The 26,861-nt window shown below is 69.5% G+C and carries 19 protein-coding genes and 1 pseudogene; 10 read left to right on the top strand and 10 right to left on the bottom strand.

Annotated features, from left to right (window positions below):
• The first annotated feature begins 316 nt into the window (after positions 1-316).
• From ABIA35_RS19775 to ABIA35_RS19740, 8 genes are all read left to right on the top strand, one after another.
• On the top strand, positions 317-2,215 hold the full coding sequence (locus ABIA35_RS19775) for an ABC transporter substrate-binding protein (protein ID WP_370335716.1): 1,899 nt from the start codon (positions 317-319) through the stop codon (positions 2,213-2,215).
• 43 nt (positions 2,216-2,258) lie between these two features.
• On the top strand, positions 2,259-3,206 hold the full coding sequence (locus ABIA35_RS19770) for an ABC transporter permease (RefSeq protein ID WP_370335714.1): 948 nt from the start codon (positions 2,259-2,261) through the stop codon (positions 3,204-3,206).
• A complete protein-coding gene (locus tag ABIA35_RS19765; RefSeq protein WP_370335712.1) occupies positions 3,206-4,141 on the top strand; it encodes an ABC transporter permease in 936 nt (311 codons plus the stop codon). The genes ABIA35_RS19770 and ABIA35_RS19765 overlap by 1 nt, the downstream gene beginning before the upstream one ends.
• 7 nt (positions 4,142-4,148) lie before the next feature.
• Positions 4,149-6,173 (top strand): dipeptide ABC transporter ATP-binding protein, encoded by a 2,025-nt coding sequence (locus ABIA35_RS19760; protein WP_370335710.1) that lies wholly within the window; start codon positions 4,149-4,151, stop codon positions 6,171-6,173.
• Between the two features lie 341 nt (positions 6,174-6,514).
• Entirely contained in the window at positions 6,515-7,498 is a 984-nt protein-coding gene (locus tag ABIA35_RS19755) for an ABC transporter permease (protein WP_370335708.1), read from the top strand.
• 58 nt (positions 7,499-7,556) lie between these two features.
• Positions 7,557-8,486: an ABC transporter permease gene (locus ABIA35_RS19750; RefSeq protein ID WP_370358844.1), complete on the top strand. Its 930-nt coding sequence runs from the start codon at positions 7,557-7,559 to the stop codon at positions 8,484-8,486.
• Entirely contained in the window at positions 8,483-10,636 is a 2,154-nt protein-coding gene (locus ABIA35_RS19745; protein WP_370335704.1) for a dipeptide ABC transporter ATP-binding protein, read from the top strand. Before ABIA35_RS19750 ends, ABIA35_RS19745 begins: the two co-directional genes overlap by 4 nt.
• A gap of 82 nt (positions 10,637-10,718) precedes the next feature.
• Positions 10,719-12,446 carry an ABC transporter family substrate-binding protein gene (locus ABIA35_RS19740; protein WP_370335702.1) on the top strand — a complete coding sequence of 576 codons (1,728 nt, stop codon included), beginning with the start codon at positions 10,719-10,721 and terminating at the stop codon, positions 12,444-12,446.
• 58 nt (positions 12,447-12,504) lie between these two features.
• Here ABIA35_RS19740 and ABIA35_RS19735 read toward each other — a convergent pair whose 3' ends face one another.
• The 7 genes from ABIA35_RS19735 to ABIA35_RS19705 form a co-directional block, all read right to left on the bottom strand.
• A complete protein-coding gene (locus tag ABIA35_RS19735) occupies positions 12,505-12,897 on the bottom strand; it encodes a hypothetical protein (RefSeq protein ID WP_370335700.1) in 393 nt (130 codons plus the stop codon).
• A gap of 58 nt (positions 12,898-12,955) precedes the next feature.
• Positions 12,956-14,650, bottom strand: coding sequence for a choice-of-anchor P family protein (locus tag ABIA35_RS19730; protein ID WP_370358843.1), 1,695 nt, complete (start codon positions 14,648-14,650; stop codon positions 12,956-12,958).
• A gap of 71 nt (positions 14,651-14,721) precedes the next feature.
• Positions 14,722-15,432, bottom strand: coding sequence for an ABC transporter ATP-binding protein (locus ABIA35_RS19725; RefSeq protein WP_370335696.1), 711 nt, complete (start codon positions 15,430-15,432; stop codon positions 14,722-14,724).
• Complete coding sequence (locus ABIA35_RS19720) at positions 15,432-16,199, bottom strand: ABC transporter ATP-binding protein (RefSeq protein ID WP_370358841.1); 768 nt, start codon at positions 16,197-16,199, stop codon at positions 15,432-15,434. Before ABIA35_RS19720 ends, ABIA35_RS19725 begins: the two co-directional genes overlap by 1 nt.
• Positions 16,196-18,145 (bottom strand): ABC transporter permease, encoded by a 1,950-nt coding sequence (locus ABIA35_RS19715; RefSeq protein ID WP_370358840.1) that lies wholly within the window; start codon positions 18,143-18,145, stop codon positions 16,196-16,198. Before ABIA35_RS19715 ends, ABIA35_RS19720 begins: the two co-directional genes overlap by 4 nt.
• Before the next feature lie 15 nt (positions 18,146-18,160).
• Positions 18,161-19,801: an ABC transporter substrate-binding protein gene (locus tag ABIA35_RS19710; RefSeq protein ID WP_370358839.1), complete on the bottom strand. Its 1,641-nt coding sequence runs from the start codon at positions 19,799-19,801 to the stop codon at positions 18,161-18,163.
• 190 nt (positions 19,802-19,991) lie between these two features.
• Positions 19,992-20,525, bottom strand: a complete 534-nt coding sequence (locus tag ABIA35_RS19705) for an RNA polymerase sigma factor (RefSeq protein ID WP_370336466.1) — start codon at positions 20,523-20,525, stop codon at positions 19,992-19,994.
• 421 nt (positions 20,526-20,946) lie between these two features.
• Between ABIA35_RS19705 and ABIA35_RS19700 the strand changes: the two are divergent.
• Together ABIA35_RS19700 and ABIA35_RS19695 are read left to right on the top strand one after the other, a co-directional pair.
• A pseudogene (locus ABIA35_RS19700) lies at positions 20,947-21,280 on the top strand (type II toxin-antitoxin system RelE/ParE family toxin).
• Positions 21,281-21,282: 2 nt separating this feature from the next.
• Positions 21,283-21,600, top strand: coding sequence for a helix-turn-helix domain-containing protein (locus ABIA35_RS19695; RefSeq protein WP_370358838.1), 318 nt, complete (start codon positions 21,283-21,285; stop codon positions 21,598-21,600).
• Between the two features lie 37 nt (positions 21,601-21,637).
• Here the strand turns inward: ABIA35_RS19695 and ABIA35_RS19690 are convergent, their stop codons facing one another.
• From ABIA35_RS19690 to ABIA35_RS19680, 3 genes are all read right to left on the bottom strand, one after another.
• Entirely contained in the window at positions 21,638-23,224 is a 1,587-nt protein-coding gene (locus ABIA35_RS19690; RefSeq protein WP_370335686.1) for a SpoIIE family protein phosphatase, read from the bottom strand.
• A 214-nt stretch (positions 23,225-23,438) separates the two neighbouring features.
• On the bottom strand, positions 23,439-26,588 hold the full coding sequence (locus ABIA35_RS19685) for an AAA family ATPase (RefSeq protein ID WP_370358837.1): 3,150 nt from the start codon (positions 26,586-26,588) through the stop codon (positions 23,439-23,441).
• 34 nt (positions 26,589-26,622) lie between these two features.
• Positions 26,623-26,796 carry a hypothetical protein gene (locus tag ABIA35_RS19680; RefSeq protein ID WP_370335683.1) on the bottom strand — a complete coding sequence of 58 codons (174 nt, stop codon included), beginning with the start codon at positions 26,794-26,796 and terminating at the stop codon, positions 26,623-26,625.
• Between the last annotated feature and the right edge of the window lie 65 nt (positions 26,797-26,861).

The raw sequence follows: 26,861 nt of genomic DNA, 5'->3' as shown, positions 1-26,861 counted from the left end.
ACGGGTAAAGGATCTTGGAAAACGAAGATCTTTCCGCGCCCGGTATCGATCTTGTTAATTCCCCCGGACATGCGCCCGTAGCAGGTCCGTAGGTCATTTGACATCGATTTTGTTGCCGATCCGTGATCGCTTTTCCCTCTTTGTTGGGCCACTGTATGCAGGAGTGGTCGTGAGCCACCCTCGGCGCCACTGCCTGTCTTCGTCGTGCTGTCGGGCGCGCTCACAAAACCGCGACCGGCCCGGATCCACACACCGAGCCGGCTCCGTCGAAGGGGAGGGCTCTATGGCCGTCAGAAATACCCGAAAAGTCGTGGCGATGGCAGGTGTGATCGCGGTCCTTGCGTCCGCCGCCGCCTGTGGCAGCTCGAAGAAGAGCGGCAGCGACAACAACGCCACGAACCCGGTCACCGTCTCGTCCAGCTCCGCCGCCCCGGCGAAGCAGGGCGGCGTCGCGCACGTCGCGGAGTGGCCGGCCGGCTCGAGCCCGGACGCCATCTGGCCGTTCATGAGCAGCGACCAGCTGAGCACCCAGAACGCCGGTCAGTTCCAGTACTACTTCTACCGTCCGCTGTACTTCGTCGGCCTGAACGACAAGCTCGCGGTCAACTACGACATGGGTCCGGCGGACAAGCCGACCTGGAGCGCGGACGGCCTGACCGTCACGGTTCCGCTGAAGTCGACCTGGGGCTGGAGCAACGGCGAGAAGGTCACCGGCCAGGACGTGCAGTTCTGGCTGAACATGCTGAAGGCCGAGGAGAAGAACTCGGGCTACTACAGCCCGCCGAACGCCGCGGCCGGGGTCAACTACCTGCCGGACAACATCAAGTCCACCACGGTCAGCGACTCCAGCATCAGCATCACGTTCGACCAGCAGTACAACCAGAACTACATCATCGGCAACGCCCTGCAGACGGTCACGCCGATGCCGCTGGCCTGGGACGTCACCGACGGCAACGGGACCAAGGGCAAGTGCTCGACGGACACCCTGACCTCCCCGACGCTGCAGCAGGACTGCGACGCGGTCTGGAAGTACCTGAACACGGCCGGCAAGGACGTCAAGACCTTCGCCAGCAACCCGCTGTGGAAGATCGTCGACGGCCCGTGGGTCCTGAAGGACTTCAACGCGACCTCCGGCGCCTTCTCCATCGTGCCGAACACCAAGTTCACCGGTGAGCACAAGCCGTACCTGGACGAGGTCGACTTCGAGTCGTTCCAGAGCCCGGACGCGGAGTGGACGGTCCTGAAGGCCGGCTCCACCGGCGCGAACGCGCTGCAGATCGGCGTCTTCCCGAACGCCGACACCCCGCAGTACAACGGCACCGACCTGCAGGCCGGCAACCCGCTGGCGTCCTCGGGGTACAACGTCGAGAAGGGCGCGCTGCTCGACTCGATCGGCTACTACCAGGTCAACTTCGGTTCCAAGAACCACGGGAACCTGTTCAAGCAGGCCTACTTCACCAAGGCCCTGCAGGACGAGATGGACCAGGAAAGTGCCATCAAGGGCGCTTACAAGGGCTGGGGCTACCCGACCACCGGTGTCGTCCCGGGCTACCCGGACGGCAACACGCTGTCCCCGGCGGCCAAGGCCGCCGCGGCCAAGTTCGACCCGGCCGAGGCCAAGTCGCTGATGGCGGCGCACGGCTGGGACACCTCCACCACCCCGGCGACCTGCAAGACCCCGGGCACCGCTGACAACCAGTGCGGCGCGGGCATCAACGCCGGCGACAAGGCGGAGTTCACGCTGGAGTACCCGTCGGCGCACCCGGCCATGGACACCATGCTGGCGTCCTACAAGCAGTCGGCGGCTGCCGCGGGCATCTCGATCAACCTGGTCACCAAGACCCAGAACACCCTGGGCGGCGAACTGGTCGGCTGCTCGGCCAGCAGCCCGGCGGGCTGCCAGTGGGACGCGATCCTGTACGGCGGCTGGGTCTTCTCCCTGCAGCCGACCACGGACTCGCTGCTGACCACCGGAGCCGGCTCGAACATCTTCGGGTTCTCCGACCCCAAGTTCGACGCCGCGGTGGCCAAGACCATCAAGAGCACCGACCCGCAGGCCTGGTACGACTACGAGTCCTACGCCTCGAGCATCTCGCTGCCGCTGATCTGGATGATGAACCAGATCTGGCCGTGGGCCGTGGCGAAGAACTTCCACGACTCCGGTCAGGACGCCTTCCAGGGCTTCGAGCCTGAGTTCTGGTACTACACCCAGTGATACAGCGCACTGACGTCACCGCGACCCCCGGCGGGGGGTCGCGGTGACCACCTATCTGATCCGCCGATTCTTCCAGTCGATCGTGACGCTGTTCATCGTCTCGATCGCCACGTTCGGCATGATGCACCTGATGCCCAACGGCGTGGCGCGGGCGATGCTCGGGAAGAACTACAACCCGCAGAGCCTGGCGGTCCTGAACCACAAACTGGGTCTGGACCAGCCGCTGTACATGCAGTACTGGCACTGGCTGACCCGCCTGGTGGTCCACTTCGACCTCGGCTACAGCTACCAGAAGAACCAGAGCGTCAACGACCTGTTGAAGGAGACGCTGGGCCAGTCCATCTACATCGTCGGGCTCGCGCTGTTCTTCACGATCGTCCTGTCCGTCCCGCTGGGCGTGGTGCAGGCCACCCGCCGCAACTCGGTGACCGACTACACCATCACCACGTTCTCCTTCATCGGCTACGCGATCCCGGTGTTCTTCCTCGGCGTCGTGCTGCGGGACCTGTTCCAGGTCCAGTTCCACGTGATCCCGATCGCGACCCAGATCGACTCCTTCCACGCGGCGTTCTCCCAGCCGTCCCAGATGATCCTCCCGGTGGGCACGCTGGTGGTCAGCGGAGTGGCCGGCTACAGCCGGTACATGCGCTCCTCGATGCTGGACGAGCTCACCCAGGACTACGTGCGGACGGCGATCGCCAAGGGCGCGACCAAGCGCCGCGTGCTCTACGGGCACGTGCTGCGCAACGCGATGATCCCGATGGTGACCCTGATCGGCCTGTCCCTGCCGACGCTGGTCGGCGGCGCGCTGCTGGTCGAGCAGATCTTCAACATCCAGGGCATCGGCGTGCTGACCATCAATGCGGCTCTGCAGAACGACTTCGTGATCGTCCTGGGCACCACCATGCTGACGGCGATCGTGACGGTCGTCGGGTCGCTGGTGGCTGACATCTCCTACGCCGCCCTGGACCCACGAGTGAGGCTCACCTGATGGACGAGATCATCGCTGAGGCCCCCGGGATGGGGGACGACGTTCCGACCGCGGACCAGATGCTGGGCATCGAGCCGACCGAGACGGCGCGCTCCATGTTCCGCCGGGGCCTGGAGGTCTTCCTGGAGAACCGGCTGGCCGTGGTCGCCTTCGCCGTGCTGGTCTTCTACGTGTTGATGTGCTTCCTGGGGCCGCTGGTCTACCACGGCAACACCTCGCACGTGCAGATGGACGAGATCACCCTGCCGCCGGGCCCCAGCCACCCGCTGGGCACCGACCAGAACGGCGTGGACGAACTCGGCAAGCTGATGAAGGCCGGCCAGATCTCGCTGGAGATCGGCATCGCCTCCGGCGTGCTGGCCTCGGTGATCGGCATGCTGTACGGCGCCGTCGCCGGGTACGTCGGCGGCTGGGTCGACTCGATCATGATGCGGACCATCGACGCGCTGCTGTCGATCCCGCTCATCTTCGCGCTGATCTACCTGGCCTCCACCCTGGGCCGGACCAAGACGGTGTTCATCATGGTGATCGCGCTGACCAGCTGGTTCAGCCTGACCCGCCTGACCCGCGGCGACACCCTGACCATCAAGGTGCGCGACTACGTGGCGGCCTGCCGGATGATGGGCGGGCGCAGCCCGCGGATCATCTTCCGGCACATCCTGCCGAACACCATCGGCACCACGATCGTGAACACCTCGCTGTCGATCGCCAACTCGGTCTTCGCGCTGTCCGTGCTCAGCTACATCGGGCTGGGCCTGCAGGCGCCGAACGACGACTGGGGCGGGATGTTCGCGAACGGATCCAGCTACCTGGACCAGAACTACTGGTGGATGATCTATCCGCCGGGCGTGTCCATCGTGCTGATCATCATCTCCTGCAACTTCATCGGAGACGCCCTTCGCGACGCCTTCGAGACCCGGCTCCAGAAGCGGTGAGACGGCCATGGCACTTCTAGAGGTCCAGAACCTCCACACTCAGATCAAGCTGAAGCGCTCGGTCGTCCAGGCGGTCGACGGCATCAGCTTCAGCGTCGAGGCCGGCGAGACCATCGGCATCGTCGGCGAGTCCGGTTCGGGCAAGACCATGACCGCGATGTCGATCATGCGGCTGCTGCCCAACGGCGGCTCCAGCCCGGACGGCAGCATCTTCCTGGACGGCCGGGACCTGCTGCAGCTGGACGAAGAACAGATGTCCAAGGTCCGGGGCAACGACGTCGGGATGATCTTCCAGGACCCGATGACCTCGCTGAACCCGACGATGACCATCGGCAAGCAGATCGCCGAGTCGGTGCGGATCCACCGCGGGGCCAGCAAGTCCGAGGGCCACGACCGCGCGGTCGAGGTGCTCCAGCTGGTCGGGATGCCCAGTCCGCTGCAACGGGCCCGGGACTACCCGCACCAGCTCTCCGGCGGCATGCGCCAGCGCGCGATGATCGCGATCGCGCTGGCCAACGAGCCCAAGCTGCTCATCGCCGACGAGCCGACCACCGCGCTCGACGTGACCGTGCAGAAGCAGATCCTGGAGCTGATCGACGGCCTGCGCGAGCGCCTGGGCATGGCGGTCATCCTGGTGACGCACGACCTCGGCGTGATCGCCGGCCGCGCGGACCGGGTGAACGTGATGTACGCCGGGCGGATCGTGGAGACCACGACCACCGAGCGGCTGTACTCCAACCCGCGGCACCCGTACACCGAGGCGCTGTTCGACTCGCTGCCCGAGCGCGGCGCCGACAGCGGCACCCGGCTGTACTCGATCCCCGGCATGCCGCCGGACCTCACCAAGCCGCCGGCGGCCTGCCGCTTCGCGGCGCGCTGCCGCTACGCGCAGGACGACTGCCGTGCGCAGGACCCGCCCTCGCGGGTTGACGAGGTGGGCCACGAGTTCGCGTGCTTCCACCCGGTGGGCGCCGCGGAACGCTCCGGCGAGGAGGTGGCGGTGACCCTCTCGGAGGCCACCACGTCCGAGGAGTTGCCCTCCCCGGAGCTGGGCGAGGTGCTGCTGGAGGTCAGCGATCTGGTCAAGGACTACCCGATCACCAAGGGCTTCCTGCGCCGGCAGATCGGCTCGGTCAGCGCGGTCGCCGGGGTCTCGTTCAGCATCCGCAAGGGCGAGACCGTGGGCCTGGTCGGGGAGTCCGGCTGCGGCAAGACCACGGTGGCCAAGCTGATCGTCGGGCTGGAGGACACCACCGCCGGCGCGATGCGCCTGGAGGGGTCGGACCTGGCCGCGCTGAAGTCGGGCGAGCGGCGCAAGAAGAGCCGCGACGTCCAGCTGATGTTCCAGGACAGCTACGCCGCCATGGACCCGCGCATGCGGGTGCGCACGGTGGTCCGCGAGCCGCTGGACATCCAGAAGGTCGGCGACAAGCAGACCCGTGACGCGCGGATCAAGGAGCTCTTCGAGCAGGTCGGCCTGCCGGCCTCGGCGCTGGAGCGCTACCCGCACGAGTTCTCCGGCGGCCAGCGGCAGCGCGTCGGCTTCGCCCGGGCCCTGGCGCCCGCGCCGAAGCTGATCGTGGCCGACGAGCCGGTCTCGGCGCTGGACGTGTCGATCCAGTCGCAGGTCCTGAACCTGATGAAGGACCTGCAGGCCGAGCACGGGCTGTCCTACCTGTTCATCTCGCACGACCTGTCGGTGGTCCGCTACGTGTCCGACCGCATCGGCGTGATGTACCTGGGCAAGCTGGTCGAGATCGGCCCGGCCGAGTCGGTGTACTCCAAGCCGATCCACCACTACACCCGGGGCCTGCTGGACACCATCCCGGTGGCCGATCCGGAGGTGGAGAAGGCCAAGGCCAGCAGCGGCATCGTCGGCGAGCTGCCCAGCGCGATCAACCCGCCCTCGGGCTGCCGGTTCCGCACCCGGTGCCCGGCCGCGCAGGAGATCTGCGGGCAGAGCGAGCCCCCGCTGGTGCCGTACGGCACCGAGGGGCACCAGGCCGCGTGCCACTTCCCGATCTGGGAGTAGCGCGGGTCACACCGTAGAGGTAAGGACTCCAGGATTCCGAGAGGCTGACGGCCTCTCACATTGTGGACACAAACGAAGATCGCTACGGTGAGGACACCGGGTTCGCGTGAGCATCCGCGCACCCGGTGTCTCTTTTTTCCCTTATGCGCACACTGCCCGTTATTGGGCCTTCACGAAGTGTGTCAGTGTTTATAACTAGAAATCACTTCGTGTCCTGTTCGTGATCGATTTCCCGGTGAACATCCGGGAACCTGTTTACGGACGGGCTTGGAACGATCTGTACTGCCTCACTGATCTATGCCCGCTTAACCGGTTGTGGCATAGAGCACGGAGGGTCAGGCATGGGTGCCTTCATAGTTCGCAGGCTTCTGAACTATGTGGTCTTGGTGTTCGTCGCCACGTCCCTGGCGTACCTGGGGGCGGCCACGGCCTTCCACCCCAAGGACATGTACCTGCAGAAGAACCCGCCGACCCCGGCCGTGGTGATGTACCACGAGCTCGACCAGCGCAACGAGAACCCGCAGAAGCCGGTGCTCGAGCGCTACGCGCACTGGGTCGACGGCGTCGCGCACGGCGACTTCGGCAAGACCTGGCAGCTGGACTCGGTCGGCAAGCACTTCTCGATCAGCGTGTGGGTCACCGTGCGCCTGGTCTCCATCGCCGCCCTGCTGTCGGCCGTGGCGGGCATCCTGATCGGCTCGTTCCAAGCGGTCAGACAGTACAAGTTCAGTGATCACGCGATCACGTTCGGGTCCTACATCATCTTCGCGATGCCGGTCTTCGTGCTGGCGCCGCTGCTGAAGCTGATCGCGGTCCAGGTGAACAAGGCGGTCGGCGGCGACACCCCGCTGCTGCAGTACCAGGGCGAGATCGACCCGAACGCGACCGGTTTCTGGGGCGAGCTGTTCAGCCGCGCCGACCACCTGCTGCTGCCCACCATCTCGCTGTCGCTGGGCCTGATCGCCTTCTACAGCCGCTACCAGCGGGGCCAGATGCTCGACGTGCTGGGCTCGGACTTCCTGCGCACGGCGCGGGCCAAGGGCCTGCGCAAGAGCCAGGCGATCCTCAAGCACGGCGTGCGCACCGCGGTCATCCCGGTCATGACGCTGGTGACCTACTCCACGATCCTGACCTTCGCCGGCGCGATCATCACCGAGCGGGTCTTCGGCTGGAACGGCCTGGGCTCCTGGTTCACCGACGCCACCAACCACTCCGACGTGAACTCGGTCGCGGTGATCACGCTGTTCTCCGCGGTGTTGGTGCTCATCGCCGGGATGCTCTCGGACATCATCACCGCCGTGCTCGACCCGCGGGTCCGGCTGTGACCGCGCCGTCGACCCCCGCCGCACCGCTCAGCCGCACCAGCCACCGAAGGGCCCTGTGATGACCGCTCCGACCGCCGCGGACGTGGAGAACGTCCAGCCGCTCGCCGCCGCCCTCGAGGGCGCCGGGGGCTCCGGGCGCGCCGCCCTGGTCTGGCGCCGGTTCCGCCGCAACAAGCTGGCCATGGTGGGCCTGGTGGGCCTGGTGCTGCTGTTCGTCTTCGCCTTCGCCGGCCCGCTGCTGACGCACTGGTCGCCGAGCGACATCGACCTGATCAACACCCAGTCCGGGCCGACCGGGGACCACCTGTTCGGCACCGACGACGTCGGCCACGACATGTTCGCCCAGACCGTCAACGGCATGCAGAAGTCGCTGATCATCGGTCTGCTGGTGGCGCTGCTGTCCACCGGGTCCGCGGGGCTCCTGGGCACCGCCGCGGCCTACTTCGGCGGCTGGTGGGAGAAGGTCATCGTCTGGCTGACCGACCTGTTCCTGGTCGTGCCCTCGCTGCTGATGCTGATCATCCTGTCCCCGTACTTCCAGGGGGCGAACTGGCTGGTGCTGGTGCCGATGATCGCGCTGTTCAGCTGGATGATCACCTCGCGGGTGGTGCGCGGCATGACGCTGACCATCCGGGAGCGGGAGTTCGTGCGGGCCGCCCGGTACATGGGCGTGCCGGCCTGGACGATCATCCGCCGGCACATCATCCCGAACCTCTCCTCGATCCTGATCGTCGACTTCACGCTGAACGTGGGCGCCGCGATCGTCACCGAGTCGTTCCTGTCCTTCCTGGGCTTCGGCATCCGCAGCCCCAACGTCTCGCTCGGCACCGTGATCAACGACGGCGCGCAGTTCGCCTCCACCGACCAGTGGTACCTGTTCGTGTTCCCGGCCTCGGTGCTGGTGCTGATCATCCTGTGCGTCAACTTCATCGGGGACGGCCTGCGCGACGCCCTCGACCCCAACTCGACGGGAGCCTCGGCGCGATGAGCCAGAACCTGCTGCTGACCGACGCTTCCGGGCGTCCTGAGAAGTCCAAGAAGCCCGAGCATCCGGCCGCCGCCGGCACCCCGCTGCTGTCCGTGCAGGACCTGCACGTGACCTTCGGCTCCGAGGCCGGCGACGTGCGCGCGGTGCGCGGCGTCAGCTACGACCTGCACCCCGGCGAGGTGCTGGGCATCGTCGGCGAGTCCGGCTCGGGCAAATCGGTGTCCTCGATGGCGATCCTGGGCCTGCTGCCGGACAACGCCAAGGTCACCGGCTCCATCAAGCTGGAGGGCCGGGAGCTGCTGGGTCTGAACGACAAGCAGATGTCGAAGATCCGCGGCAACGACATCGCGATGGTCTTCCAGGACCCGCTGTCCGCGCTGACCCCGGTGTTCACCGTCGGCGACCAGATCGTCGAGGCGCTGACCGTGCACCGCAAGCTGTCCCGGGACGCCGCGCGCAAGCGGGCCATGGAGCTGCTCGACGTGGTCGGGATCCCGGACCCGGAGCGGCGCTTCAAGAACTTCCCGCACGAGTTCTCCGGCGGCATGCGCCAGCGCGTGATGATCGCCATGGCGATCGCCAACGATCCCAAGGTCATCCTGTGCGACGAGCCGACCACCGCGCTCGACGTGACCATCCAGGCGCAGATCCTGGAGGCGCTGAAGAACGCCCAGGAGCTCACCGGTGCGGCGATCCTGATGATCACCCACGACCTCGGCGTGGTCGCCGGCTTCGCCGACAAGGTCGCGGTGATGTACGCCGGCCGCCCGGTCGAGCAGGGCGCCGTCGACGAGATCTACTACAGCCCGCGCATGCCGTACACCATCGGCCTGCTCGGCTCGATCCCGCGCCTGGACGAGTCGGCCGACCAGGGCCGCCGCCCGCTGACCCCGATCGAGGGCAACCCGCCGTCGATGGTGGGTCTGCCCGACGCCTGCCCGTTCGCCGACCGCTGCCCGATCGTCGCCGACATCTGCCGCGACGCCGAGCCCGAGCTGCTGCCGGCAGGTCCGGACTCGCACCCCTCGGCCTGCCACCGCCGCGCGGAGCTGGAGAACGGGACCATCCCGATCGACGAGGTCTACCCGGTCCCGGTCATCCCGGAGGCCGACCTGGACACCGTGCCGCGCGAGCAGCGCGAGCCGGTGCTGGCGGTCACCGGCCTGCAGAAGCACTTCCCGCTGATGCGCGGCGCGGTGTTCAAGCGCCGGGTCGGCACGGTCAAGGCCGTGGACGGCATCGACTTCGAGATCCGCGAGGGCGAGACCCTGGGCCTGGTCGGCGAGTCCGGCTGCGGCAAGACCACCACGCTGCTGGAGATCCTGGAGCTGGTGGCTCCGCAGGCCGGCTCGGTCGCGGTGTTCGGCCGCGAGGCGGCGAACCTGTCCGGGCGCGAGCGCATGGAGATGCGCAAGGACATCCAGATCGTGTTCCAGGACCCGATGGCCTCGCTGGACCCGCGGATGCCGGTCGGCGAGGCGATCGCCGAGCCCCTGCGCACCCACGGCTGGTCCGCGGACAAGGCGGCGGCGCGGGTGGCGGAGCTGCTGAAGCTGGTCGGCCTGGAGCCTTACCACGCCTCGCGCTTCCCCCGGGAGTTCTCCGGCGGCCAGCGGCAGCGCATCTGCGTGGCCCGGGCGCTGGCGCTGAACCCGAAGGTCGTCATCCTGGACGAGCCGGTCTCGGCCCTGGACGTGTCGATCCAGGCCGGCGTGATCAACCTGCTGGACGAGCTGCGGGCCAAGCTGGGGCTGAGCTACCTGTTCGTGGCGCACGACCTGTCGGTGGTCCGGCACATCGCCGACCGGGTGGCCGTGATGTACCTGGGGCGCATCGTCGAGATCGGCGACGTGTCCTCGGTGTTCCACACGCCTTCGCACCCGTACACCCAGGCCCTGCTCTCGGCGATCCCGCTGCCGGACCCGCGCAAGGAGCGCGAGCGCTCGCGGATCCTGCTGCCCGGCGACCTGCCCTCGCCGGCCAACGTGCCCTCCGGCTGCCGCTTCCGCGACCGGTGCTTCAAGTACGCCTCGCTCAACGCCGCCGAGCAGAGCAGGTGCCGCGACGAGGACCCGGTCATCATCGCGCGTCCCGGCAAGGCCGACCACGCCACGGCGTGCCACTTCGCAGACGCCCTGCAAGTGGTCTGACCGGCTCCGACCGGCTCTGACCGGCTCTGACCGGCTCCTCAATCCTCACCGACCCAAAGCGTTCCACTACGGGAGAAACGATATGTCCAGCATGATCAAGAAGTCGCCGGCGATCCTGGCGATCCTGGCGACCGCTGCGCTCACGGCGACGGCCTGCTCCTCCAGCAAGAGCTCGTCCTCGGGCTCGGCGTCCGGCGGCGGCAAGTCCATCCCGGTCGCGACCGCCAACGACATCAACGCCAAGGACGCCTCCACCCTCAAGGGCGGCACCCTGACCCTCGCGATCGACCAGTACTCGTCGCAGTGGAACGGCATGACCAACAACGGCAACGAGCAGGACACCCAGAAGGTGCTGTCCACGATGATGCCGCAGCTGTTCCACTTCGACGCCACCGGCAAGGCCACCCCGAACCCGGACTACCTGGTCTCCGCCGACGAGGCCACGGTGAACGGCAAGCAGACCGTCACCTACAAGCTGAACCCGAAGGCCAAGTGGTCGGACGGCACCCCGATCACCTACAAGGACTTCGTCGCCACCTGGAAGGGCGAGGAGGGCTCGGCGGCCGGCTTCGACGTGGCCAGCTCCACCGGCTATGACCAGATGGCCTCGGTCGCGCGCGGCGCCGACGACTCCACCGTCGTGGTGACCTACAAGACGCCGTTCTCGGACTGGAAGTCCATGTTCGACCAGTTCGACGGCGCCGGTCTGTACCCGGCCTCGAAGATCTCCACGGCCGACGGCTGGAACAAGGCCTACATGAACGCGATCCCGGTCACCGCCGGGCCGTACAAGCTCCAGGGCATGGACGCGACGAACAAGACCATCACCGTGGTCGCGGACCCGAACTGGTGGGGCACCAAGCCGATCGTGGACAAGATCGTCTTCCGGGCGATCGAGGACACCTCGGCCCAGGCCGACGCCTACAACAACCACGAGATCGACGCCTTCGAGGTCGGCCCGCAGTCGGCGCTGTACGCGAAGATCAAGGACACCACCGACAGCACCGTGCACTACGCCGGCGGCCCGGACTGGCGCCACATCTCGATGAACACCCAGAGCCCGGCGCTGAAGGACGACGCCGTCCGCAAGGCCATCTACCAGGCCCTGGACCGCCAGCAGATCGCGGACGTGGACCTGAAGAACCTGGGCACCTGGAAGCCCACGGTCCTGAACAACCGCTTCTTCGTGAACAACCAGACCGGCTACCAGGACAACGGCGCCGACGTCGCCTTCAACCCGACCGCCGCCAACGCCGCCCTGGACGCGGCCGGCTGGGTCAAGGGCAGCGACGGCATCCGCGCCAAGGGCGGCGTCAAGCTGGACCTGAAGTGGATCGAGCCGCAGGGCGTGAAGACCACCTCCAACGAGGCCCAGATGGTCAAGGCCGACCTGGCCAAGATCGGCATCGGCCTGGAGGAGACCCCGGTCAACAGCGACGACTTCTTCGACAAGTACATCAACACCGGCAACTTCGACATCACCGCCTTCGCCTACACCGGCAACCCGTTCCCGATCAGCAGCGGCGCCCCGCAGATCCAGTCGGTCACGGACCCGAAGAACATCCACAACAACCCCCGCCTGGACAACAACCCGGCGATCGACCAGGCCCTGACCAAGGCCCTGGCGGACACCGACCCGACCCAGGCCATCGCCGACGCCAACGCCGCGGACAAGCTCGCCACCGACCAGGCCAGCCTGATCCCGCTGTACCAGCGCCCGCAGATCTGGGCCACCAAGACGACGCTGGCCAACTTCGGCGCGTTCGGCTTCCAGGACTACGACTGGACCAAGGTCGGCTTCACCAGCTGAGCCCGAACACAGTGAAGCGCGGGCCCCGTTCGGCAGAACGGGGCCCGCGCCGCTGTGTTCAGTCCCCGGCTTCCAGCGCCAGGATCGCGTCGGCCAGGCGCGCGATCTCCCCGGCCAGCAACTCGGTCTGCTGCCGCTGCTGATGCGCGATCCGCGCCAGCCAGGACCCGAAGAACAGGAACCCGCCGAGCGTGGTCAGGGCCAGCCCGCCGATCCCCCCGGACACCAGGTACGCGACCTGCTCGAAGCTGTAGGGCGTGTGCGCCGCCCCGTACCAGCCCAGGCCGATCGCCAGCAGCCCCAGCGGCATCAGCAGGCTGCCGGCCAGCGACAGGCCCTGCTGCATCAGGCGCTCGGACTCGGTGGTGCGGGTCTTGGGCCGCGCCGCCACGGCGGCGGCGCGGAGCTGGCCGTTGATCGCGCGGCCGGCGAAGGTCTTCGCAGTGCTCATCGATCGCCCTTCTGAGCGTGCCGGGGTGCCGGGGCCGCCATGGCTGGTGCCACCGCCGTCATTCCTCGAACTCCCGCAGGTCCGGCACCCCGGTGGAGTGCCCCGCCTCGCAGCCCGCGCCGCCGAACAGCAGCGTGCTGTACTTGCGCAGCCCCCACGCCGCCACGCAGGCCACCGCCGCTGCGCCCAGCATCAGCTGGCCGGACAGGCCGCCGAAGGCTGCCGGGGTCACCTTCGCGGCGGTGTTCTGCAGCGGAGGGTTCGGGACCGTGCTGCCGGTGGTGCCGCCTGTCGTGCCGCCGGCTGTGCCGCCTCCCGTGGTGCCGCCGCCGACGGTGCCCGCGCCGCTGTCGCCTCCGCCGCCGACCGTGCCGCCGGTGGTGCCGCTCGTTCCGGAGCCGCCGGTCGTGGTGCCGCCGGTGGTCGTGCCGCCTCCCGTGGTGCCGCCGGTCGTGCTGGTCGAGCCGCCGGTGGTCGTGCCGCCGGTGGTGCCGCCGGTCGTGGTGCCGCCGGTCATGGCGATGGCCTGCGAGGCGTCGGCCTTGGACTTCGCCGAGCCGACCGTCAGCACGATCTTCGGGGCCAGCTGGGGCAGGATGCTGATGATCTGGCTCAGCTGCGGCGGCAGCTGCTGGGTGAGGGAGGGCGGGATCTGGGCGAAGAGCTGGTTCAGCACCGGCGTGAGCGGCAGCATCGCCTTCAGCTTCGCCGTGTCGATGGTGACCTGCAGGCCGTGGCTGAACATCTCGCCCGCGGTGTCCTTCGACAGGTCGCCGGCCGCCGGCAGCGCCACCGAGATGCCCAGCGGCGCCAGCAGCTGGTTCATCGCGTCCGGCAGCTGCGGCAGGGCGATCAGGCCGAAGGGGGTCTGGATCCCGTTCGCGGTGATGCCGAAGCTCACCCCGGCCACCGACATCGAGCCGTAGTCGACGTTCCCGGTCGAGGCGCCCCTGACGCCGTCCGACGTGCTCTGCGAGGTGACCTTCAGGCCGTCGAACTCGATCAGCCCGCCGAGGATCAGCAGCTTCCCGGCGTCGGACTCCGCGGTGGCCACGGCTTTGCCGTTGGTCACCGTCGCCGAGGACTGCGACCGCTCGCCCTGCACGTCCACCAGCGCCGACTGGCCGGTGAGGAACTGGATGAGCGACCCCAGGTCCGGCAGCTGCGGCTGGGGCAGCAGCCCGCCGAGCAGGCCGCCGGAGGAGGACGACGGCGCCGAGGACGGCGCGCTCGACGGCGCCTGCCCCGGCAGCGACGGCCCGGTCCCCGGCAGCGGCAGCCCGAACGTCGACACCGACGTGGACCCGTTGCCGTCCGTGTGGGACTGCATGTACGAGCCCGGGATCGGCTGCATCGTGGCGTCCGGGGTGCTGCCCGGGTACTGCACGTTCGTCAGGATCGGGTACTTCACGTTCGGACTGTTGAAGAGCTGCCCCAGCCCGAACGCGATCGCGTCCCCGGGCCACAGCCAGCTGGCCGTCGCGGCCCCGGTCGGCCCGGACCCGTAGCTGGCCCGCGTGTAGGACAGGTCGAACTCCAGGTTCGGCTGCCCCGGCTGGGCCGGGATCGGGATCTTCGGGTCGTAGATCTCCATGGTGACCGGCGCGGCCGAGGCCGAGATCGTCCAGCCGCCCAGCCCCGGCGGCGACCCGCCGTCCGCGGGCCTGGGCGCCGGCGCGGGCCCGGCCCACACCGCGGGCGCCGTCAGCACCCCGAGCGCCACCGCCGCGGCGGCCGCACCGCCCCGCCGCACCCCTGAACTCCGTGACCTTCCTGATGGCCCAGCCTTTTCGGATGGCCCAGCTTTTCCTGATGGCCCAGTACTCACGCTGCCGCACCTCCCAGATACAACGCGGCCAGATCCCGCCGGATGACCTCCGGCTCGTCGAAGGCCACGATCCTGCCGTGCGTCATCACCGCCGCGAAGTCCGCGACCCGCAACGCCATGTCGGCGAACTGCTCCACCGCGACCACGGTCACGCCCTGCTCCGCGATCTGCCCGAGCACGTCGTACAACTGCCTCACGATCAGCGGGGCCAGCCCCATCGACAGCTCGTCGACCAGCAGCACCGCCGGATTGGTCACCAGCGCCCGGGCCATGGCGAGCATCTGCTGCTCGCCGCCGGACATCGAGCCGGCCAGCTGGTCGTAGCGCTCGGCCAGGCGCGGGAACCGGCTGAACGCCGTCTCGTAGATCTCCGCCGCCGAGGACTGCCCCGCCAGTCCCGACAGCCGCAGGTTCTCCGCGACCGTCAGGTTCGGGAAGATGCCGCGGCCCTCGGGGATCGTGCACAGGCCGGCGCGGGCTAAGGCGTCCGGGGCGGCGTTGTTCACGTGCGAGCCGCCGAGGTGTACGTGGCCTGAGGTGGCCCGCAGACGTCCCGAGCACACCTTCATCAGCGTCGTCTTCCCGGCCCCGTTCGGCCCGAGCAGAGCCACCACGGCGCCGCGCGGGACCGCCAGGTCGACGCCGTGCAGCACCTCGATACGGCCGTACGCCGCGTGGACGTTCTCCAGCTCCAGGATCGGCGCCATCAGAACCAGCCTCCGGACTCTTTCTCTTCCTGTTCCTCGTTCTCTTCTTCTTCTTCGTCCTCGCCGAGATACGCCTTGCGCACCAACGGATCCGCCTGCACCTCCGCCGGCGTCCCGGAGGCGATGAGCTTGCCCCGGTCCAGCACATGGATGAGGTTCGAGACCCGCATGATGAGCCCCATGTCGTGCTCCACGATCAGCACGGCCCGACCCTGCGCCGCCAGGTCCCGGAGCAACTCGCCGAACGCGTCGGTCTCCGCCTCCGACAGTCCCGAAGAGGGCTCGTCGAGCAGCAGCAGCTCCGGGTCGATCGCCAGCGCCCGCGCCAGTTCCACCAGCCGTGCGACGCCGGTCGGCACCGAGTCGGCGCGCGCGTGGGCATAGCGTTCCAGCCCGATCCGCTTGATCAGCCCCCGGGTCACCTGAGCCGGCTTGGTGTTCTTCGCCCGCACGGCGTCCGCCGCGACCCGGATGTTCTCCTCGACGGTCAGCGAGCCGAACGCTTCCAGCCTCTGGAAGGTGCGCGCGATCCCATGCCTGGCACGGCGATGCGTCGGCGTGTGCGTGATGTCGCCGCCGTCCAGGAACACCTTGCCGGCGGTCGGCCGCTGGAAGCCGGTGACCACGTTGAACAGCGTGGTCTTCCCGGCCCCGTTCGGCCCGATCAGGGCGGTCACCTGGCCGCCGTCGGCCGAGATCGTGGCGCTGTCCACCGCCGTCACGCCGCCGAAGCGGACTGTCACGTCCTTCACGTCCAACCGGGTCACGCCTCGACCTCCGCGCCGTCCCCGACCATGACCGGGTCGTCGGTCCCAGAACCCTTACCCGCTATGGAGCGGTTCGCGATACCTCGGGCGATTCCCGCCGAGCTGATCCCCAGCCGCGCGCCCAAAGGGTTGTCCCGCAAGGAGAACAGCCATCCGGTGATCCCGTTCGGCTGCTTCCCGAGCCCGACCGCGGCGACCGCCAGGATCAGGAACAGATAGGCCTGCACGCTCGGATAGCTGTTCAGCGCCATCAGCAGCATCCCGCCGAGCAGCGCGCCGCTCACCGACGTCACTCCCGCGCACACCACGATCAGCAGCAGCGGCAGGCTGTTGAAGAACTGGAAGTTCGTGCTCCCGACCTGGTTCTGCAGTCCGGCGTAGAGCCCGCCGCCGAGCCCGGCCACGGCCGCCGACGCCGCGAACACCGCCACCCGCGCCGTGCGCGGGTTCAGGCCCAGCGTGGCGCAGGCCGCCGGCGAGTCGCGCAAAGCGATCAGGACCCTGCCATAGCGGCCCTTGCGGAGCACGATGACCGCCGCGCCCACCAAGCAGAAGACCGCCGCGGCCAAGACGGCGTAAGCCTTGTCGGAGGTGAACCGGTAGCCGAACATGTCCAGGCGCTTGGTCGCCAGCGACCCGCCGAACCCGCCGAGGGACGGGTTCTGGAACACCATCGTGTCCATGATCTGCGCGAACGCGATCGTCGACAGGGCCAGATACAGGCCCTGCAACCGCAACGACGGCAACGCCACCAGGATCCCGGCGACCGCTGCCAGCAGCGCCCCGGCCAGGATCGCGGTCGGTGCCGAGGAGTGCAGCTTCGCGACCGTCAGCGCCCCGACGCCGAAGAAGCTGAACTGGGCCAGCGACACGTATCCGCTGAACCCGGTCAACGGCACCAGCGACAGCGCCAGGATCGCGAAGCACAGCCCCAGCGCCATCCGGTTCACGTTCACTTCGCTGAGCACCGCGTTGCCGAAGACCACCGCGAGCAGCAGCAGCGCCGAGGCCAGTGCCACCCGGCGCATCTCCGGCGTCCGCACCCCCGCCACGCCGGCCAGCCGGCCGACGCGCAGTTGGGCCTGCGGCATCAGCAACAGCATCAACAACAGGAAGATGGCGGGTATCGCCTCGCGGAAGCCGGTCCAGCCGGGGCCGGTCCACAGGTACCCGGAGGCGTAGGCGTTCAGCAGCCCCAGGACCAGCGCGCCGACGAAGGTCCGCGGCAGGCTGGTCAGCCGGCCGGCCATCGCGGCGGCGTAGGAGTTCACCACGAGCAGCGTCAGCGAGATGTAGTTCAGTTCGCTGGGCTGCGCGGAGACCAGCAGGATCCCGGCCAGCGCGGCCAGGGCCGAGCCCATGGCCCAGGCGATCGAGGACATCAGGTGCGGCCGGCCGCCGTGCAGCGCCAGCAGTTCCTTGTCGTCCACCGCCGCGCGCATCGCGACGCCGAGCCGGGTGAACGACAGGAACGCCCACAGCACGGCCCCGACGACCACCGCCAGCGCCACGGTCAGCAGGTCGTTGCCGCTGATCCGCACCATGCCCATCGTGACGCCGTGCCCGGCGAAGAACTGCTGCACCTGGTGCACGCCCGGCGGCCAGATCTTCTCCGCGGCGCCGATCAGCCCGACCAGCACCGCGCAGGTCACCACCAGCGTGACCCCGATCCCGGAGTCGGCGACCCGGCGGATGACCCAGCGCTCCAGCAGCGCCCCGAACAGCGGCGCCACCCCGAACACCACGATCAGCACCGCCAGCCAGTTGGACAGGCCCTGGTTGTAGGCCAGCTCCCAGTACACGAACGCCATGACCATCGCGGTGGCGCCGTGCGCGACGTTGAAGATCCGGGTGGTGGCGTAGGTGAGGACCAGGCCCGACGCGGCGATCGCATAGGAAGCGCCGATGACCAGGCCCAGGATGGTGTACGTGAGGAAGACATTCATCCGGCGGCGCCGATCTCAGTTGACGCCGGAGTTGATGAGGTTCCCGCACGTCCAGCCCGAGCCGGGGGAGACCCGTTTCCACGCGGACCCGGTGTACTGCATGAACAGCGCGCACGGGGAGGTCTGCTTGCCGCCGACGTCCTGCGGCGCGAACAGCCCGTTCCCGGTGTAGTTGTGCACCCCGGCCAGCGCCTTCACCATCGCTGGCCGGGTGAGGTTCGGCCCGATCTGGTTGGCCAGCCTGGTGAACAGCTCGGCCGAGGACCAGGCGAACATCCCGAAGTAGGTGGGCGCGGCGCCCGGGGCCACCTGGTGCAGCCACTTGGTGTAGAGCTGCAGCTCAGGGTTCGAGCCCGCCTCCTCGAACATGGCCGCGTTGCTGAAGACGAAGGTGTTGTTCGCCGCCGAGCCGGCCTGCTGCACGTAGTTCGGGTCGTAGCCGGTCGGGTCCAGGACGAAGACCTTCGGCGTGAAACCCTGCTGCTGCATGGCCTGCGCGAGGGTCGCGGCCTCCTGATACGCGCCGAGGAACTGCACGTACTGCACGCCGGACTGCTGCATCTTCACGACATAGGGCGTGTAGTTCGACTCCGAGACGCCGATCGGCTGGTTCAGGACCCAGGTGAAGCCGTCCTTGGCGTAGGCCGCCTCCCACGACTTCGCCTGCTGCGCCGTGGTCCCGGTGTCCACGTACAGGAACGCGGCCTTGGCGCTCGCTCCCGGGAACTGCTTGTTCCAGAAGTCGGGCTGCACCTGCGGCACCAGCGGCAGTTGCTGGGAGTCGGTGCCGAAACAGACCGCGCAGGTCTGCCGGACCCGGGTGGTGCTCACCGCCTGCAGATCCGGGATGCCGCACTGGGCCGCGGACGCCGCGCCGCCGGAGTCGAAGGCGGAGACCGAGCCGACCAGGGCGAAGTCGGCCTGGCAGGCGGTCAGCGTCTGCTGGTTGTCGCCGGCGTCGGAGGTCTGCGAGTCGTAGGAGTGCACGGTGAGCTTGCGGCCGCAGATGCCGTTCGGGTGCGTGGCGTTGAAGTAGGCCACGTACGCCTGGACGGCCTGCGGCGCCGAGCTGAACAGACCGCCGATCGGGCCGGACAGGTCGCTGGCGTTGCCCAGACTGATGCTGGTCGCGGTGACGCCGGTGGCGCTGGAGCCGGAGGCGGTGCCGACGCAGGTGTCGGAGCCGGTACCCCCGGACCCCCCTGAGCCGCCGCCGCTCCCGCCTCCCGTGCCACCGGTACCGCCGGTGCCGCCGCCAGAGGTCTTGCCGCCGGTGGTGCCCCCGGAACTCTTGCCGCCGGTGCCCCCGCCGGTGCTGCCACCGCTGCCGCCCGCCGCGCCGCCGGACGATCCGCCGCTGGTACCGCCGGACGCGCTGCCGCCGGAGGAACCCCCGGTCGTGCCTCCGGTGGTGCCACCGGTCGTCCCGCCTGTGGTGGTCCCGTTGGCGCTGGAGCTCTGGGAGCCGTCAGCGTTCTGCGAGCCGTCGTGGGCGCCTTGGCCGTAGGCGATGGCCTCGGCTTTCTGGTCGGCGGAAAGGCGTGCGCCGCACGCGCCGAGGGACAGCGACAGGGCCGCGACGACGATCGCCGTCGCTATCGGGCGGTTGTGGCGGTCATGACTGATACGGAATCGCGGTGAGCGCGCGGAGGTCATCGAGTGCTACCACCTGACGGGTCGTCAGAAACGTTGGGTGTAGCAAGGCAGCGTGCTCTAATTCAACAGAGAACTCAATAGAGGGGCGACAGCCGCGCAGCAGAATTTGGCAAACCGTGATACTGATTCACTCCTGAGAGTGACGGTGGTGGGGTATTTCAGCCCTCGAGTGCTCCCGAGCCCGGAACGTTCAGCCCTTGAGAATCTTGCCGAGCGCTTCCAGCCCGCGGCTCGCCGTCGACTTCACGGTGCCCCGGCTGATGCCCAGCGCGTCGGCGATGTCCGCCTCCGACAGGTCGGACCAGTAGCGCAGCACCAGGACCTCGCGCTGGCGCGGGGGCAGCTTCTGCATGGCCTCCAGCACCTCGCGGTGCTCCTCGGACAGCAGCGCCACGGACTCGGCGCTGGCGGCGTCCGGCACGTGCGGCGGGGTGTAGCCGCGCGCGGTCTTGCGGCGGCGAAGCACCGAGCGCGCGTTGTTCACCACGGCGGTGCGCAGGTAGCCGAGCGGGTTCTCCATGCCGGTGAGGTCGTCGCCGTAGCGGCGCCACAGGCCGGTGAAGGAGTCCTGCACCACGTCCTCGGCCGAGGCCTTGTCGTCCACGAGCAGGATGGCCAGGCGCACCAGCGAGAGCCGGTGCGCGTAGTAGAGGTCGGCCAGCGACGGCCCGTCACCGGGCTGCAGCGCCCGGTGCCCGCGCGGCGCGGTGCTCCCGCCGATCATCGCCAGCGGATGGTTCCCGCTGGCGGACAGGTCGTCGGCATCCTCGGTCGGGGTGTTCAACGCCTCCCGCAGCGCCGCCACGACAGCGGCGACTCCGTTCGCAGGAGCGCTCGCGACGGTCGCACGACGCCAACGCGGCCACCATATGGTGCGCGCCGGCCAGGCGACAGCGCCCGCCACACTCATCCGTCAGCTCCTGAGATCGATGTCCCCCCGCCGACCGCGCGAAGGCCGGCGACCGACAACCCGAGGTCCCATGCTATCGCCCGACCCGCCTTGGGCGGCAGGGCATCTTGAGGGGACGGCTGTGGGTGCACTGCAATATACGGGCCGGTGGGGAGCGGCGTCGAAGCGGGTGTGGGGAGAGGGACGGAAGGGGCGGTGGTGAGTACGGAGGGTGAGGGGATGAACGCAAGGTTTAGTGAATGCTATACTCGTGTTGGACTGGATTAGGGCGTTGGACCTCCCCGATCGCACACGGGTCTCCGACGCGCTTGACGTGCTGGCCACGGTCGGTCCGGGCTTGGGCAGGCCGTTGGTGGACACGATCCGCGGGTCGGTGATCGCCAATCTCAAAGAGCTGCGCCCGGGTACGGTCCGTATTTTGTTCGCGTTCGATCCCTGGCGATCAACCATTCTGCTTGTCGCCGGTGACAAGGCTGGGCAGTGGCAGCGATGGTATGACGAGGCGATCCCCGTTGGCGGAGTAGCGATATCAGCAGTACCTGAACGAACATGGCGCAGAGGAGGATTGACAGTGGCCGGGTACGTGAAATGGAGTGATGTCCGCGCCGAGTTCGTCGCGGAGGCCGGTGGCGAGGAGGCGGCTGCCGAGAGGAAGGTCAAACTGCTCGCCGAGGCGACCGGGTACCGGCTCGCCGAGCTCCGGCGAAGCCGCAGCCTGACTCAGCAGCAGGTGGCCGACCGGATGGGTGTCACCAAGGGCCGTATCTCGCAGATAGAGCGGGGCATGGTGTCCGGCCAGGAGGTCCTGGCCCGGTACGCCGTGGCGCTGGGTGGTCGGCTGCACCAGGCCATCTACTTCGACGACGGCGACATCGCCGCGATCGCCTGAACCGTTCGAGGCCGGAGTCCGTCAGGGCCGTAGCGCCTCAGAACTCGAACTCGCACCACACCGACTTGCCCTCCGGCAGCGGTCGCGCGCCCCAGGCCGCGGCCACCGCCGCGATGATGCTGATGCCGCGGCCGTCCTCGTCGGTCTCGCGGGCCAGGCGGCGGCGGGGGAGGTGGTCGGACTGGTCGGCGACGTCGATGATCAGGCGGCGGTCGGTGCGGCGCAGGCGCAGGACCACCGGGGCGGTGCCGTGGGTGACGGCGTTGGCGACCAGTTCGCTGACCGCCAGGACCGCGGTGTCGGTGAGGTCCTCGGCGACGCCCCAGGTGGTCAGGACGCCGGCGGTGTAGCTGCGGGCGTGTGCGGCGATCTCGGGGCCGCCGACCAGTTCCACCGAGGCTGAACGGAACAGTGCCGCGTGCGCGCCGGTCCAGACCGGGACGTGCGCCACCAGCAGTGCCACGTCGTCCGTGCGCACCGCGCCGGCGGGGTCCAGGCCGCCGCTGGAGACCGAGAGCGGGTCGATGGAGGCCAGGATGTGGTCGCGGACCAGGTCCACCGGGCCCGCGCCGGGGCGGGGCGGCTCCTCCTCCGGCGCGCGGGCGAACACCCGCCGCAGATCGCCGGTGCCGCGCTCCAGCAGGCCCTGGGTGTAGAAGGCCAGATACGACCCCGACGGCACCGCGACGGCGGCCTCCTGCCAGGTCCAGTCGCCGCTGCCCAGCGAGGGCCCCGAGGCGCCCTCCAGGACCACCACGTACCCGTCCGGCAGCCGCAGCAGCGGCGGCAGGTGGCCGGCGTTCGCGTACGTCAGCGAGCCGCTGTCGGCGTCGTGGACCGCGTACACCAGCGTCGCGACCGGGGATCCGGTGCGCTCGCCGTCGAAGTCCAGGGCGTGCCGGTCCAGGTGGTACATCACCTCGCCGGGCGGCAGGTTCTGCGAGGCGTACGCCCGTACCGCCGCGCGCAGCCGCCCCATCACCGCCGCCGCGCGGACGCCGACGCCGCCGGCCTGCGGGGTCACGCCGCCGACCACCAGCGCGGTGCGGCCGGCGCCCAGCGGGATCGCGTCGTACCAGTCGCCGCCGACCTCCAGCACCGGATCGTCGTCCAGCGAGGAGTCCTCGTAGCGCACCAGCGCCGGCAGGTAGCACGCCGCGAGCCGGATCTCGTCCGGCTGGATGATCCGCTGCGGCAGCAGGGAACGCTGCAGCATCACCGCCATGTTGCGGTTGCGGGTCTCCTCCTCCAGCAGCGCCTGCTCCCGCCGCACCCGCTCGGTCTCGTCGCGGCAGAACACCGCGACGCCGCCGCTGGCCGGCACGCACACCAGCGTGTAGTACCGGTCCCCGCCGCGCCGCCGGACCATCCGGTCCCGCAGCAGCACCGCGCGTCCGGTGTCGTAGGCCTGGTCCAGGGCCGCGGGCAGACCGGTGGCGGCCAGCTCCGGCAGCGATTCGGCGACCGGCCGCCGCAGCGCCGGCGCGCCGAAGTCGGCCAGGCACGCGTCGTTGGCGGCCAGCAGCAGGTGATCGGGGCCTTCGGCGAGGACCGCCGGCATCGGCGCGGCGTCGAACGCCGCGTGCAGCAGCTCCTCGATCGCGGGCATGACCGGTGTCTTCATGGCGGCCTTTCGACGGACGGCGCACGACGTGAAACTCGCGCGAACCATCAGTGTGGACCTCTGCCGGGGCGTGTCAGGGGAACGGCGCGGGGCGATCCATCCGAATGAGGGATCGCGCAGGGTTCGCAAGCGATCGACGGGGAGTGACTGTGCGTGCCGACCGCGACTCAGGGAACGAATATCGAGGACGGATGCCGCCGGAGTGCGGCGAATCCTATGCCTGCTCGAAGACTCGCAGCCGATGCGCGACCGCCGCCGCCTCGCCGCGTCCGGAAACTCCCAGTTTGGCCAGGATATTGGAGACGTGCACACTCGCGGTCTTCGTCGAGATGAACAGCCGCTCGCCGATCTGCCGGTTCGACAGGCCCTGCGCGACCAGCGCCAGCACCTCCAACTCGCGTGCGGTCAGTCCCAGCGGCGCGCCGGAGTCCGCACCCTTGCCGCCGCCGGGCGCCGGGGCCTCCGGCATGCAGTCGCTGATGTCCAGCCGGGCGCGGCGGGCCAGGGCCTGCACCTCCTGGCACAGCGGGCCGTCCGGAAGGGTGGCGACCGCCCGGACCGCGCGGCGCAGTAGTTCGGCGGCGGTGTCGCGGTCGCCGTTGGCGGCGCAGGCCTCGGAGGCGCGGAAGTTGATGTACGCGGCCTGATGCGCGTGGACGCCCTCGCGGGAGGCCAGCTCGCTCGCGGTGGCCCACTCCGCGGCGCCCGCGACGCCGCGCCAGCGCGCCAGCTCCGCCGCCACCTGCGCGGCGGCCGCGGCCTGGCTCGGGGTCAGGGCCGGGAGCCGGCCGGCGCGCTCGGCCAGGGCCGCCACGATCGCCGAGCCCGCGGTGTCCACGGCCGAGGTGCCGGAGCGGGCCGCGGCACGTGTCGGCTGTGTAGATCGACAAAGCTCTGCGTGGTCGGCCTCGGCCATCGCCATCGCGGTCAGGACCCGCCAGGCGTACCGCTCATCGCCCAGGAACTGCGGCTTGTCCAGGAAGACCTGGAACGCTGTGCGCGCATCGCTGATCGAGCGGGTCAGCCACACCGCCTTCTCGATCTCGCGGCGGATGCCCGGCAGCGCGTACTGGTGCTCGAAGGTCCGGCTCGGGATGCGCGAGCCCAGCGCCAGCTCGCTGCGGGCCTGTTCGGGGTCGCCGCCGAGCACCGCGAGGTCGGCCAGGTACTCGTGGGTCGTGGCGCCGTGGATGCCCGGCGGGTCCAGGTCCAGGCTGGAGGTCAGCGCGGCGTCCGCGCCCTCCCAGTCGCCGAGCGCGATCAGCGACTCGGCCATGTTCAGCCACAGCATGCTCTCGGCGACCCGCAGCCGGACCCCGCGCCGCTTCAGCTCGGCCAGCCCCGCGCGGGCCACCTGCACGGCCTCCTGGTGCCGGTCCAGGGTCTCCAGCGCGCTGCACAGGTTGATGTAGCCGCGGCCGATGATGCCCGGATCGCCGTAGCCCAGACCGTCGATGATGGCCTGCCGCAGGATGGCCAGGCCCTCCTCGTGCGTGCCCAGGGAGACCTGCCCGGCCAGCACCGTGCCCTTGGTGATGGCCGCCGCGATCCGGTACAGGTCCGAGTCGATCTTGTCGGCCAGCAGCGCGGTCTCCTCGGCGAAGCGCAGCGCGGCGTCGATGTCGTCGGACGTCAGCATCTTGATGAAGGAGGCGCTGTTCGTGATCTGCACGCGCACCTGCGGGCACTGCTCGCCGTCCACCAGGTCCAGCGCGGCCCAGATGTCCGCCATCCCGTCGCCGCGGCCCAGGATGTGGTGGTCCCGGCTGCGCAGGTGGTGCAGCAGCGCGGCCAGTTCCGGGTCCTGCTCCGGGTCGACCCGCTTGAGGGCCTTGTCCGTGAGGGACAGCGCGCGGTGCGGGTCGCCGGCCAGGTGCGCGGCACAGGCGGTCTTGTAGAGCAGCCGGGCGTACTCCAGGCCGGGCGTGGGCACCTGGTCCCACAGGTCCAGCGCGCGCTCCAGCATCTGGTGTTCCTCGACGTACGCGTACCGCGCGTCCGCGGCCTCGGCCGCCCGCACCGCCGCGTCATAGGCGCGCGGATAGTCCCTTGCCGAATACCAGTGGTGTGCCAGCTCGACTTCCCGGGCCTCCGCGGCGACCAGCGACGGCTCGGCCTCCAGCAGTTCGGCGTATTTGCGGTGCAGAGCCGAGTGCTCGCCCGGAAGGAGTTCGTTGTGCACGGCCTCGCGCAGCAAGGCGTGCCGGAACCGATAACTGGTCGGACTCTCGCCGGGGACCAGGATGTGCGCCTGGAACGCCGGGCGGATCTGCTCGTTGAGCTCGTCGTCGGTGGCCCCGGTGACCAGGAGCAGGAACCGGTGGTCCACCGGCGGCAGCGCCGCCGACAGCAGGCGCAGCATCCGCTGCGTGGGCTCGGGAAGCTGCTCCACCTTGATCAGCAGCAGGTCCCGCAGGGTGTCGGAGAGCGCGAAACCGCTGACGTCCGAGGGCATCAGGCTGGAGCCGTCGGCCGCGCACGCCAGTTCCTCGGTGAAGAACGGGTTCCCCTCGGCGCGCGCGAACACCTCCTCGGCGAACCCCGGCGGCAGATCCCGGCCGGTCTTGCCGTAGATCGCGGCGAGCTGCTCGACGGTCTCGCCGGTCGTCAGCGGGCCGATGTCTATCCGCCGCACGCCCCGGATCCGGTCCAGCTCGGCCAGGAACGGCCGCAGCGGATGGCCGCGGTGCAGGTCGTCGGTGCGGTAGCTGCCCACCACCAGGACCCGCGAGTCGCGCAGCGACCGGGACAGGAAGCCCAGCAGATCGCGCGTGGAACGGTCGGCCCAGTGCAGATCCTCCAGGACCAGCAGCAGGGTCTCGGCCGAGCCGAGGTCCTCCAGCAGCCCCAGGACGGCGTCGAAGAGGTGCCCGCGTACGGATTGCTCACCGGCGCGCGTCACGGCCGGCAGCGCGTCGCTGTGGCGCTCCATGCCTGCCGGGCGCATCATGCCGCCGCGCGGGGAGTCGTCGCCGGACAGGCCCTCGGCCAGTTCCGGCAGCAGCCAGGCCAGCTCGCGGCGGCGCACGCCGTCGCCGTCCCCGAAGGCGCCGGGGAAGTCGCGCAGCAGCTGGCGCAGCGCGGCGGCGAAGGGGGCGTAGGCCACACCTTCGTCGCCGAGTTCGGCACAGCCGCCGATGAGCACCCGCACGTCGCTGAAGGAAGCCGAGCCCGGATCGCCGGCGGCGGGGTCCGGGTCCAGCAGCGGCCGGACGAACTCCTCGATCAGCCGGGACTTGCCGATCCCGGCGTCCCCGCCGACGACCACCACCGCGGGCTCGCCCCGGGACGCGCTGGCCAGCAGCGAGCGGAGCTTGGACAGCTCCGGCCCGCGGCCGACGAAGACGGGGCTCACCTGGCGCATCGACACATGGTCGAGCATCGCACAGGGGTCCCGGTCAGGTCATCGACCTTTCACCGGAACGTGATCCGGCGTGCACGGTATGTACCTTGTCCGGGCTTATGTCCCGCGTCCTGCGGGCGCGCTTGGCCAGTCCGTGGCGGCGCGCCTGCTCGATCAGCTCGGTGCGGCGGGCGTTGGCGATCTCCAGAGTGAAGACGGTGTTGTTCATGGTTCCGGTTCCAGCCTCTCGATGACTCCCACTTCGGTGACGTGTACTAGTCTCCGGCGGGAGGT

It is taken from the genome of Catenulispora sp. MAP12-49, assembly GCF_041262705.1.
Classification (GTDB): Bacteria; Actinomycetota; Actinomycetes; order Streptomycetales; family Catenulisporaceae; genus Catenulispora.
Note: the sequence above shows the minus strand (reverse complement) of the source record. Positions and strands in the feature narration are given on the sequence as shown.